General features: G+C 72.9%; 11 protein-coding genes. 5 read left to right on the top strand and 6 right to left on the bottom strand.

Going from position 1 to position 10,623, the window contains the following annotated elements:
• Window positions 1-48: 48 nt before the first annotated feature.
• Complete coding sequence (locus ACWGPF_RS17090) at window positions 49-1,329, top strand: DUF4032 domain-containing protein (protein WP_345440684.1); 1,281 nt, start codon at window positions 49-51, stop codon at window positions 1,327-1,329.
• A 41-nt stretch (window positions 1,330-1,370) separates the two neighbouring features.
• Here the strand turns inward: ACWGPF_RS17090 and rlmB are convergent, their stop codons facing one another.
• Together rlmB and cysS are read right to left on the bottom strand one after the other, a co-directional pair.
• Window positions 1,371-2,339: a 23S rRNA (guanosine(2251)-2'-O)-methyltransferase RlmB gene (rlmB, locus tag ACWGPF_RS17085; protein ID WP_452333929.1), complete on the bottom strand. Its 969-nt coding sequence runs from the start codon at window positions 2,337-2,339 to the stop codon at window positions 1,371-1,373.
• Window positions 2,332-3,729, bottom strand: a complete 1,398-nt coding sequence (cysS, locus tag ACWGPF_RS17080; RefSeq protein WP_452333928.1) for a cysteine--tRNA ligase — start codon at window positions 3,727-3,729, stop codon at window positions 2,332-2,334. The genes rlmB and cysS overlap by 8 nt, the downstream gene beginning before the upstream one ends.
• A 109-nt stretch (window positions 3,730-3,838) precedes the next feature.
• Between cysS and ACWGPF_RS17075 the strand changes: the two genes are divergently transcribed.
• Complete coding sequence (locus ACWGPF_RS17075) at window positions 3,839-4,747, top strand: DMT family transporter (RefSeq protein WP_452333927.1); 909 nt, start codon at window positions 3,839-3,841, stop codon at window positions 4,745-4,747.
• 3 nt (window positions 4,748-4,750) lie between these two features.
• Complete coding sequence (locus tag ACWGPF_RS17070) at window positions 4,751-5,224, top strand: GNAT family N-acetyltransferase (protein WP_452333926.1); 474 nt, start codon at window positions 4,751-4,753, stop codon at window positions 5,222-5,224.
• A gap of 2 nt (window positions 5,225-5,226) precedes the next feature.
• On the opposite strand, the gene ispD is transcribed toward ACWGPF_RS17070, so the two are convergent.
• Both ispD and ACWGPF_RS17060 read right to left on the bottom strand, forming a co-directional pair.
• Window positions 5,227-6,474 carry a 2-C-methyl-D-erythritol 4-phosphate cytidylyltransferase gene (ispD, locus tag ACWGPF_RS17065; RefSeq protein WP_452333925.1) on the bottom strand — a complete coding sequence of 416 codons (1,248 nt, stop codon included), beginning with the start codon at window positions 6,472-6,474 and terminating at the stop codon, window positions 5,227-5,229.
• A gap of 74 nt (window positions 6,475-6,548) precedes the next feature.
• Window positions 6,549-7,031, bottom strand: a complete 483-nt coding sequence (locus tag ACWGPF_RS17060) for a CarD family transcriptional regulator (protein ID WP_345440665.1) — start codon at window positions 7,029-7,031, stop codon at window positions 6,549-6,551.
• 173 nt (window positions 7,032-7,204) lie between these two features.
• Between ACWGPF_RS17060 and ACWGPF_RS17055 the strand changes: the two genes are divergently transcribed.
• Complete coding sequence (locus ACWGPF_RS17055; protein WP_452333924.1) at window positions 7,205-7,732, top strand: DNA modification methylase; 528 nt, start codon at window positions 7,205-7,207, stop codon at window positions 7,730-7,732.
• A 67-nt stretch (window positions 7,733-7,799) separates the two neighbouring features.
• On the opposite strand, the gene ACWGPF_RS17050 is transcribed toward ACWGPF_RS17055, so the two are convergent.
• Both ACWGPF_RS17050 and ACWGPF_RS17045 read right to left on the bottom strand, forming a co-directional pair.
• Window positions 7,800-8,483: a response regulator gene (locus tag ACWGPF_RS17050; RefSeq protein ID WP_452333923.1), complete on the bottom strand. Its 684-nt coding sequence runs from the start codon at window positions 8,481-8,483 to the stop codon at window positions 7,800-7,802.
• A gap of 27 nt (window positions 8,484-8,510) precedes the next feature.
• Window positions 8,511-9,698 carry a sensor histidine kinase gene (locus ACWGPF_RS17045; RefSeq protein WP_452333922.1) on the bottom strand — a complete coding sequence of 396 codons (1,188 nt, stop codon included), beginning with the start codon at window positions 9,696-9,698 and terminating at the stop codon, window positions 8,511-8,513.
• Between the two features lie 188 nt (window positions 9,699-9,886).
• Here ACWGPF_RS17045 and phoU point away from each other — a divergent pair, with 188 nt between their 5' ends.
• Window positions 9,887-10,588, top strand: a complete 702-nt coding sequence (gene phoU, locus ACWGPF_RS17040) for a phosphate signaling complex protein PhoU (RefSeq protein ID WP_452333921.1) — start codon at window positions 9,887-9,889, stop codon at window positions 10,586-10,588.
• The last annotated feature ends 35 nt before the right edge of the window (window positions 10,589-10,623 follow it).

Raw genomic sequence — 10,623 nt, 5'->3', positions numbered from 1 at the left:
GCCACCCGGCTCGTCCGCGCCGCGGCCGTTTCGAGGGAAGATCGTCGCATGGCCGATTCGCTCCGCATCACCGCCGCCGAGATCGATCCGCAGCTCCTCACGCTGCCCTGGCGCACCAAGCTCGCCGACTGGCCGAGCAGCGCGATCGTGAAGCTCCCGAAGGGCATCTCGCGGCACATCGTACGCTTCAGCGAGCTGTCGGGGATGGTCATCGCCGTCAAGGAGACGACGGCGCAGATGGCGCACCGCGAGTACGAGCTGCTCGGCGCCCTGCAGCGCCTCGAGGTGCCGTGCGTGCGGCGGGTCGCGGTGATCGACGGGCGGACGGACGCATCGGGCGCCCCCCTCCCCGCCGCGCTCGTCACGGCGCACCTGAAGTTCTCCATGCCGTATCGGGCGCTGTTCACCCAGACGCTGCGCCCCGACACCGCGACGCGGCTCGTCGACGCGCTCGCCCTGCTCCTCGTCCGCGTCCACAAGGTCGGATTCCGCTGGGGCGACGTCTCGCTCTCCAACACGCTCTTCCGCAGAGACGCCGGAGCGTTCGCCGCCTACCTCGTGGACGCCGAGACGGGCGACCTCTACGAGGGCGGCCTCACGGACGGCCAGCGTGCGCACGACATCGACATCGCGCGCACGAACATCGCCGGCGAGATCATGGACCTGGAGGCGGGAGGGCGCGTGGAGATCGGCGTCGACGCCGTCGAGGTCGCCGATCAGCTCGTCGCGACCTACGGAGAGCTGTGGTCGGCGCTCACCGCATCCGAGACGTTCGCGCTCGACGAGACCTGGCGCATCACGGAGCGGGTGCGCCGACTCAACGACCTCGGGTTCGACATCGACGAGATGACCATCCAGACCGATCCCGACGGAACACGGGTGTCGATCCAGCCGAAGGTCGTCGACGCGGGTCACCACCGCCGCCGGCTGCTGCGCCTCACGGGCCTCGACGCCGAGGAGAACCAGGCGCGCCGCCTCCTCAACGACCTCGACGAGTACCGCTCGCGCATCGCGCGCTCGCGCGATGAGGAGGTCGCCGCGCACGAGTGGGTGACGCGCGTGTTCGAGCCCGTCGTGCGGGCCATCCCGTACGAGCTGCGTGCGAAGCTCGAGCCGGCCGAGGTGTTCCACCAGGTGCTCGAGCACCGCTGGCACCTCTCCCGCGCGCGCGGCGGCTCTGTGCCGCTCGCGGAGACGCTGTCGGGCTACATCCGCGACGTGCTGCGCCATCGCCGCGACGAGGCGACGATCATGGGCCCGCTCACCGAGACGATGACGGTGCCCGTCCAGACCGCGTCCGAGGGCCGCGACTGGCGCGATCTCGTCTGAGGCAGGGTCCGCCCGAAGCGGTCGGCTCCGGGCGGCACGGCTCAGGCGCCGCGGATCGTCGCGACCTGGTAGAGCGCGACCGACGCGGCGATGCCGGCGTTGAGCGACTCGGTCACGTCGGAGATCGGGATCGACACGACCTGGTCGCAGTTCTCCGTCACGAGGCGCGACAGGCCCTTCCCCTCGCTGCCGACGACGATCACGACGGGACGGTCGGCGAGCTCGATGGCGGGGAGCGACACGTCGCCGTCGCCGTCGAGCCCGAGCACGAAGACGCCCTGCTTCTTGAACTCCTTGAGCGTCGTCGTGAGGTTCGGGGCGATCGCGACGGGGATGCGCGCCGCGGCGCCCGCGCTCGTCTTCCAGGCCGCGGAGTTCACCCCCGCCGATCGGCGCTGCGGCACGATGACGCCGTGTCCGCCGAACGCGCCCGTCGAGCGGATGATCGCGCCGAGGTTGCGGGGGTCCGTGATGCCGTCGAGCGCCACGAACAGCGGGGTCTCTCCGCGGTCCACGACCTCCTCGAGGAGGTCCTGCGGGTGCGCGTACTCGTACGGGGGCACCTTCAGGGCGACGCCCTGGTGCACGCCGTCGAAGCCGGCCATCCGGTCGAGCTCGGGGCGCGTCACCTCGAGCACGGGGATCTCCCGGTTGCGGGCGATCGCGAGCATCTCCTTGACGCGGTCGTCCATCTCGACGCGCTGCGCGACGTACAGCGCCGTCGCGGGGATCTTCGCGCGCAGCGCCTCGAGCACGCTGTTGCGGCCGGTGACGTTCTCGGTGTCGTCCTTCGGGCGCGACGAGCGCTGCTGCGCGGGCTTCTGACCGCCTCCGCGCTTCGCGGCGAGGCGGTCGGCCGCCTGCTTGCGCTTGTGCGCGACGTGGTACGGGCGGTCCTCCGCCTTCGGCGTCGGCCCCTTCCCCTCGAGCGAACGGCGGTTCTTGCCGCCTGTGCCCTTCGTGGGGCCCTTCTTACCCTTCGCGGCGCCGGGCCGTCCTGGCTTAACCATCGATGCTCCAAGTGGTTCCGTGTGCGGTGTCCTCGAGCACGACTCCCGCGCGCGCGAACAGGTCGCGGATGCGGTCGGCGCTCGCCCAGTCCTTCGCGGCTCGCGCATCCGCGCGCTGCTCGAGAAGCTGCTCGACGAGCGTGTCGAGGGTGGTCTGCGCGGCGCTCGCGGCGCCGCCTGCGGGGATGGCCGCGCCCAGCGGATCGAGCCCCAGCACGTCCATCATGGCGGACACGGCTGTGAACGCGCCCCGCACCGCCGTCTCGTCGCCCGCATCGAGCGCGGTGTTGCCGGCGCGCACGGCGTCGTGCACCGCCGCGAGGGCCTGCGGGACGCCGAGGTCGTCGTCCATGGCGCGCACGAAGGCCTCCGGCAGCGGCGCCGTCGTCCGCTCGCCGCCGGCGACCCGGAGAGCGCGCACGAGGAACCCGCGGATGCGGTCGAGCGCCGCCCCCGCCTCCTCCATCGCCCGATCGGAGATGTCGAGGCTGGAGCGGTAGTGCGCGGCGAGCAGCCCGTACCGCGCCGTCTGCGCCGGCCACCGAGCCAGGAAGTCGGCCGCGAGCGTGAAGTTCCCGAGCGACTTCGACATCTTCTGCCCGTCGACCGTGACGAGGCCGTTGTGCACCCAGTAGCGGGCGAAGGCGTCGCCCGCCGCCGTCGACTGGGCGAGCTCGTTCTCGTGATGCGGGAACCGCAGGTCGAGCCCGCCGCCGTGGATGTCGAACTCGGCGCCGAGGTACCGCCGCGACATCGCGGAGCACTCGATGTGCCACCCGGGGCGCCCCGGCCCCCACGGCGACGCCCACACGGCATCCGCGGGCTCGCCGGGCTTGGCGCCCTTCCACAGGGCGAAGTCGTGCGGGTCGCGCTTGCCGCGCGGGTCGGCGTCGGCGGCGTCCTCCATGGCGTCCACCGACTGGCGGGTGAGCGAGCCGTACGCCGCCCACGAGCGCACGTCGAAGTAGACGTCGCCCTCCGCGGCGTACGCGTGCCCGCGCTCGATGAGCTCGGAGATGATCTCCTGCATCTGCGGGATCGACGCCGTCGCGCGCGGCTCGTACGTCGGCGGGAGGATGCCGATCGCGGCATACGCCGCCGTGAACTCCTGCTCCATGCGGTACGCGAGCGCCCACCACGGCTCGTCCGCCGTCGCGTTCGCGATCACCTTGTCGTCGATGTCGGTGACGTTGCGGACGAACGTCACCCGCCCGTGGCGATGCGCGAGCCAGCGCCGCAGCACGTCGAACGCGAGCGCTCCGCGCAGGTGCCCGATGTGGGGGCCCGACTGCACCGTCGGCCCGCACACGTACATCGTCACGTTCTCCGGGTCGAGAGGCGCGAAGTCGCGCAGCGCCTGCGCGCGGGTGTCGTACAGCCGGAGGGTCACCGTCCCAGACTACTGGCCCCGGCCCGTCCGCCCCGGTGCCGCCGCCGTCTCCCCCGCCGCCGCGCACGACGACATGCGCACGACACATCCGACCGGGTAGAAAGGCAGGATGCTCCCCGTGCTCGCCGTGCTCGCCGCGGCGGTGCTCTTCGGCACGACGGGGACGACCCAGGCGCTCGGACCGGACGACACCACGCCCCTCGGCGTGGGAGCGGTGCGCCTCGTCGTGGGGGGCATCGCACTCGCCCTCGTCGCGCTCGCGGCGATGCGTGCGAGCCGGTCCGACGTGCCGCCGTGGTCGAGACGCGCCGTCCTCCTCATGGCCGTCGCAGGGCTCTGCCTGTTCGCCTACCAGCCGCTGTTCTTCCTGGGCGCCGCCGTGAACGGCGTCGCGGTCGGCACCGTGATCGCGTTGGGCTCGTCGCCCGTCATCGCCGGGCTGCTGGAGTGGGGTCTCACGCGGCGGCCCCCGGGGGCGCTGTGGCTCGCGGCGACGGCGCTCGCGACGACGGGCGTCGCCCTCCTCGCCGCGGGGGGCGGTGCAGACGCCGCACCCGACGCGGGCGGGATCGCGGCCTCCGTCGGCGCCGGCGCCTCGTTCGCGGTCTTCGCCGTCGTCCAGCGACGACTCCTCGACGGCGGATGGCCGCCGCTCGTGGTCATGGGCGGTGCGGGCATCGTGTCGGCGGTCCCCGCTCTCGTGCTGCTGCCCACCCAGGAGCTCGACTGGCTCGCCCGGCCCGACGGCATCGGCCTCGCCCTGTGGCTGGGGCTCGGCGCGACGGCCCTCGCGTACACGGCGTTCACGTGGGGTCTCGGCGGGCTCACGGCGGGGACGGCCGCGACGCTGACGCTCGCGGAGCCGCTCACGGCGGCCGTGCTCGGCATCGCGGTCCTCGGCGAACGCCTCTCGCCGCTCGGCATCGCGGGCATCGCCGTGCTCGCCGCCGGTCTCCTCCTCCTCGCCGCGGGGTCGCGCCGACCGCGTGCACCCCGCCCCTACGCCCTGGAAGGCTGACGCATGACGATCGACGTCCGCATCGATGACCTCGCCCATCCCGCCACTCGTGCTCTCGCGGCCGCGCACCTGGCCGGGATGCGCGCAGGCTCGCCGCCCGAGAGCGTGCACGCCCTCGACCTCGGCGCCCTCGCCGACCCCGCCGTGACGGTGTGGTCGGCGTGGATCGACGGCGACGTCGCGGGCATCGGAGCGCTCGCGCCGCTCGACGAGCGCAACGCCGAGCTGAAGTCGTTCCGGACGGCGGACGCGCACCTCGGGAGGGGCGTCGCGCGCGCCGTCCTCGCGGCGGTCCTCGCGGAGGCCCGCCGACGCGGCCTCCACGCCGTGTGGCTCGAGACCGGCAGCTCGCAGGACTTCCTCCCGGCCCGGCGCCTGTACGCGGGGGCGGGCTTCGTCGAGTGCGAGCCGTTCGGCTCGTACCGCCCCGACCCGCTGTCGACGTTCATGACGCTCGACCTGCGCGGGGGCCGCTGACGTCAGGCCCTGTGCACCACCGCGACGGCGAAGGCCTGCACGCCCTCGCCGGCGCCTGTGAACCCGAGGCCGTCGGTCGTCGTCGCGGACACGCTGACGGGCGCCCCGCCCAGCGCCTCCGAGAGCACGGCCTCCGCCTCGCGCCGCCGCGGCGCGAGCTTGGGGCGGGCCGACTGCACCTGGACCGCGACGCTCGCCACCGCCCACCCGTTGTCGGCGAGATGCGCGAGGGTGTCGGCGAGGAACGCCCCCGCGTGCGCACCGGCGAACTCCGGCCGGTCGACGCCGAAGCGGCCGCCGATGTCGCCGAGACCGGCCGCGGAGAGGAGCGCGTCGACGACGGCGTGCGCCACGGCGTCGCCGTCCGAATGCCCGGAGAGGGCGGGCTCGCCCGGCCACTCCAGCCCGGCGAGCCACAGCGGCCCCTCCCCGCCGAACGCATGGACGTCCGTGCCGATGCCCACGCGCGGCATCCCCGAGAGCGCGGCGGCCGGGAACGCGGCGGCCGGGAGAGCATCGGCCGCGGGCGCGCCGGCCGCGGGCGCGGCGGCGGGCGCGCGGGGGATCAGGGAGCGCGCGCGCTCGAGATCGGCGGGGGTGGTGATCTTGAAGGCGAGCGGCGACCCCTCCACCGAGGCGATCGGATGGCCGGCGGCCGCGACGAGCGCGGAGTCGTCGGTGTACTCCGCCTGCGCGACGCGGTAGGCGGCGTCGAGGACGTCGCGGCGGAAGCCCTGCGGCGTCTGCGCGGCGGCGAGCTCCGCACGGTCGACGACTCCCGTGATGCGCTCCCCGTCCACGCGCTTGATCGTGTCGACGACGGGGAGGACGGGGACGACACCCCATCCCGTCCGTTCGACGGCGTCGACGACGCGGTCGACGAGGTCGCCCGGCGCGAGCGCCCTGGCCGCGTCGTGCACGAGCACGGTTCGGATGCCGGGCCACAGCGCGGCGAGCCCGGCGGCGACCGACGCCTGCCGGGTGGCGCCGCCCGCCACGACGCAGGCGAGCGGCGCGCGCTCCCCCGCCGCCTCGTGCGTGTCGACGAGCGCCTCGCCGACGCGATCGGCCGGCGCCACGACGACGACCTGCGCGGGGCGGGCGGCGAACACGCCGTCGAGGCAGTGGCGCAGGATCGTGCGGTCGTCGATCCCGACGAAGGCCTTCGGCCCCCCGGCGCCCAGGCGCGTTCCCGATCCGGCCGCGACGACGACGACGGCGACAGGGGGCGACGGCAGGAGGGTGCTCACGCTCCCACGCTACCGTCGGCACGCAGAAGGGCCCGGCTCATCCGAGCCGGGCCCTTCTCGACGACGCGACGGCGTCAGCTCGCGAGCACCTCGTCGAGCATCTCGGCCGCCTTCTCCTCCTCGACCTTCTCCGCGAGCGCGAGCTCGGAGACGAGGATCTGACGGGCCTTGGCGAGCATCCGCTTCTCCCCCGCGGAGAGGCCGCGGTCCTGATCGCGGCGCCACAGGTCGCGCACGACCTCGCTGACCTTGATGACGTCACCCGACGCGAGCTTCTCCAGGTTCGCCTTGTACCGGCGCGACCAGTTCGTCGGCTCCTCCGTGAACGGGGCGCGCAGCACCTCGAACACCTTGTCGAGTCCCTCCTGGCCGATGACGTCGCGGACGCCGACGAGGTCGACGTTCTCGGCGGGGACCTCGATGACGAGATCGCCCTGCGTGACGTTCAGCTTGAGGTAGATCTTCTCCTCGCCCTTGATGACGCGGGTCTTGACTTCGGTGATCGTCGCAGCCCCGTGGTGCGGATAGACGACGGTCTCGCCAACCTCAAAAAGCATAGAAATGTGTCCTTTCGGCGATCTCTATGATATCACAGCCCGACATGCAGTAAGGTTCGCGGCGCACCCGCCGCTCACGGGCAAGGTCCGCCTAACCCGGAGCCCGTTGTGCATCCCTCTAGAATGGGCGGGAAGCTCCGCCGGAGGGCGGCGCCGCACCATCTGGAGGATCCGTGAACTCGCGCGCACTCGCGTCCGCCGCCCTTGCCGGCCTCGTCATCCTGGGGACCGCCGGCTGCGGCGCCATCACCCCGCAGGCGACCACCATCGAGTACTCCGCCTCCGACGGCGTCAACATCCCCGACAGCGACGGCGCGCCTCTCCAGATCCGCAACGCCGTCGTCATCGCCGACGCCGAAGGCATCGACGGCAACCTCGCGGCGGCCGTCGTCAACACGAGCGACAGCGCCGAGACGCTCACGATCGAGTGGGGCGACGAGTCGGCGACCGTGCGCGTCCCCGCCGGTGCCGTCGTGAGCCTCGGCACGGCAGACGAGGACCCCCTGCTCCTGGAGGCCATCGACTCGCCCGCCGGCTCCACGCTCCCCATCTACTTCCAGTCCGGCGACGCGGAGGGCGTGCTGAGCGAGGTGCCCGTGCTCGACGGGTGTCTGGAGCAGTTCGCCGACCTCGTGCCGGGCGGCGCGGCGAGCGACTGCGAGAAGCCCGAGACCGGAGGCGGCGAGGAAGAGGGCCACTGACCCTTCCCCGCCTGTGCAGAGGGGGCCGAGCGGATGATCCCGCTCGGCCCCCTCTGCGCGTGCGGCCTCAGCCCTCGAAGCGGTAGCCCAGCCCGCGCACGGTGACGAGCATGACGGGTTCGGACGGCACGCGCTCGATCCGCGAGCGGATGCGCTTGATGTGCACGTCGAGCGTCTTGGTGTCGCCGAAGTAGTCGCTCCCCCACACGCGGTCGATGAGCTGGCCGCGCGTGAGCACGCGCCCGGCGTTGCGCATGAGGACCTCGAGGAGCTCGAACTCCTTGAGCGGCATGTTGATCTGTTCGCCGTCGACGGTGACCGTGTGCCGGTCGATGTCGAGCGTCACGCGCCCGCCCTCCAGCACGCGCTCGTCGAGGTCGGCGTCCGCGGGCGCGGAGCGGCGCATGACGGCGCGCATGCGCGCGAGCAGCTCGCGCGCCGAGTAGGGCTTCGTCACGTAGTCGTCTGCGCCGAGCTCGAGCCCGACGACGATGTCGACCTCGGAGTCCTTCGCGGTGAGCATGATGATGGGCGTCGTCGACGTCGTGCGGATCTGCCGGCACACCTCCGTGCCCGGCATCCCCGGCAGCATGAGGTCGAGCAGCACGACGTCGGGCTCCTGTCCGCGGAACGCGGCGAGCGCGGCGTCGCCGTCCTCGGCGATCTCGACCTCGTACCCCTCGCGGCGCAGCAGATAGGCGAGCGGCTCCGAGAGGTCGGGCTCGTCCTCCACGAGCAGAACACGCGTCATTCGTCCTTCTTCCCTTCCGGGGCGCCCTCACGCGGCGTCGGCCGCGGCGGCGCCCTTCCTCTTGCGTCGAGCGGGCGTCGCGCCCGCGTCCGGAGCCTCGCTGCGCGGGAGCCGGATGGTGAACGTCGAGCCCCGGTCGGGCTGCGACCACAGGCGCACCTCGCCGCCATGGCGGCTGACGGCGTGCTTGACGATCGAGAGCCCGAGGCCCGTGCCGCCCGTGCGCCGCGACCGCGCCTGATCGGCGCGGTAGAAGCGCTCGAACACGCGCTGCTGGTCGGCCTCGGCGATGCCGATGCCCTGGTCGGTCACGGCGATCTCGACGGCGTCGGCCGTCGCCCGCACTCCCACGCCGACGCGCGACCCGTGGGGCGAGTAGGCGATCGCGTTGGCGATGAGGTTGCCGAGCGCCTCGATGAGGATGTTCGCCGACCCCCGCACGTGCACGCCGCGGTCTCCGCCGCGGACGAGCGACACGTCGGCCGACTCGGCCTGCACCTGGTACTGCTCGAGGGCGTGGGCCACGACCTCGTCGACGGCGACATCGCCGAACTCGGTGAGCTCGTCCGCCGCCTGCAGCTTCGACAGGTTCATGATGCGGCCCGTGAGCTCGCCCAGGCGCTGCGCCTCCGCCGACATGCGCGCCGCGAAGCGGCGCACCTGATCGGGATCGTCCGACGCCGACTCCATCGCCTCGGCGAGCAGCGCGATGGCACCCACGGGCGTCTTCAGCTCGTGACTCGTGTTGGCGATGAAGTCCTGCCGCATCTGCTGCAGCCGCTCCTGCTCGGAGATGTCGCGCACGATGAGGAGCGTGAGCCGCTCGGCGATGCCCGTCGCCCGTGCGACGATGAGCCGCGTCTCGTCGGAGATGCGTCCGCGCCGGATCCGCATCGTCTGCGACTCGGTGGAGCCGCCGAGCCTCGCGGCCTTCACGAGCGCGTGCAGCTCCGGCTGGTCCAGCCCCTGGCCGGGGGTGAGGGCGAGCCATGCACCGGAGGCGGATACCGACACGACGGCCCCCGAGGCGTCGATGACAGCGGTGGCGTCGTCCATCGCGTCGAGCGCCGCGGTGAGCGCGGGCGGCAGCTCCCTGCTCTGCGCGCGCGCCGCCATCCCCCTGGCGCGGATGGCCAGCGCCACGATCAGCACGAGCCCGCCGCCGAGGATGATCCCCAGGCCGAGGGCGAGCAGCCCGAGCTGCGTGGAGTCCATGGCTCCAGAGTAGAGTGCAGCCGGGAGGCCTTCCCGACGAAAGCGCTCCCGCCGGGACGCCCCCGGGCCACTGTTCACCGTCTCGGCACCGGCTGTTCACCTTCGCGATCGACAATCGCGGGGCCCGCACGCCAGTGTGAGAGCGCCGCTTCGCGGCGCCACCCGAAACCGACGAAAGGTTCCGCACGATGCGCGAAGTCTTCCACCAGGCACTCGAGGACATCCAGAACCGCCTGGTCGAGATCGCCGAGCTCGTCACCGTCGCCATCGACAAGGCCACCACGGCCTTCGAGAGCGGCGACGTCTCGCTGGCCGAGGAGGTCATCGCGGACGACGCCCGCATCGACGAGCTCGCCCTGTCGGTCGACGAGCTCGCGATCGACACCCTCGCGATGCAGCAGCCGGTCGCGCGCGACCTGCGCATCATCGTCAGCGCCCTGCGCACGAGCGCGTCGCTCGAGCGGATGGGCGACCTCGCGGAGCACATCGCGCAGCTCGCGCGATCCCGCTTCCCCGAGCGCGCCATCCCGAAGGGGCTCAAGGGCACGTTCGTGAAGATGGGCAAGCTCGACGTCGAGGTCGCGCGTACGCTCGTCGAGCTGCTCCGCACACAGGATCTCGCCTACGCCGCCTCCATCCGCGACTCCGACGACGAGATCGACGAGCTGCACGCGAGCGTGTACGAGAAGGTGCTCAGCGAGGCCTTCTCGGGCGACGTCGGGCACGTCATCGACGCGGCCCTCGCGAGCCGCTACCACGAGCGCTTCGGCGACCACGCCGTGTCCATCGCGAAGAAGATCGTCTACCTCGCGACGGGAGACTGGACGGGGCGCGCCGAGGGCGACCCCGAGGTCGAGGTCGTCGACCGCACGGTCATCCCCGGGATCTGAGCCCCGGTACGACGAAGCGCCCCGCCGGACGGCGG

This window comes from Microbacterium sp. NPDC055683 (assembly GCF_053617895.1).
The sequence above is the reverse complement of the archived record's forward strand: the minus strand, read 5'-3'. Positions and strand labels throughout refer to the sequence as shown.

What these genes read in the sequence shown, in the direction of transcription:
- ACWGPF_RS17090 (WP_345440684.1), top strand. Translation starts at nt 49, where the DNA reads ATGGCCGATTCGCTCCGCATCACCGCCGCCGAGATCGATCCGCAGCTC.
- rlmB (WP_452333929.1), bottom strand. Translation starts at nt 2,339, where the DNA reads ATGGTTAAGCCAGGACGGCCCGGCGCCGCGAAGGGTAAGAAGGGCCCC.
- ACWGPF_RS17075 (WP_452333927.1), top strand. Translation starts at nt 3,839, where the DNA reads ATGCTCCCCGTGCTCGCCGTGCTCGCCGCGGCGGTGCTCTTCGGCACG.
- ACWGPF_RS17070 (WP_452333926.1), top strand. Translation starts at nt 4,751, where the DNA reads ATGACGATCGACGTCCGCATCGATGACCTCGCCCATCCCGCCACTCGT.
- ACWGPF_RS17060 (WP_345440665.1), bottom strand. Translation starts at nt 7,031, where the DNA reads ATGCTTTTTGAGGTTGGCGAGACCGTCGTCTATCCGCACCACGGGGCT.
- ACWGPF_RS17050 (WP_452333923.1), bottom strand. Translation starts at nt 8,483, where the DNA reads ATGACGCGTGTTCTGCTCGTGGAGGACGAGCCCGACCTCTCGGAGCCG.
- ACWGPF_RS17045 (WP_452333922.1), bottom strand. Translation starts at nt 9,698, where the DNA reads ATGGACTCCACGCAGCTCGGGCTGCTCGCCCTCGGCCTGGGGATCATC.
- phoU (WP_452333921.1), top strand. Translation starts at nt 9,887, where the DNA reads ATGCGCGAAGTCTTCCACCAGGCACTCGAGGACATCCAGAACCGCCTG.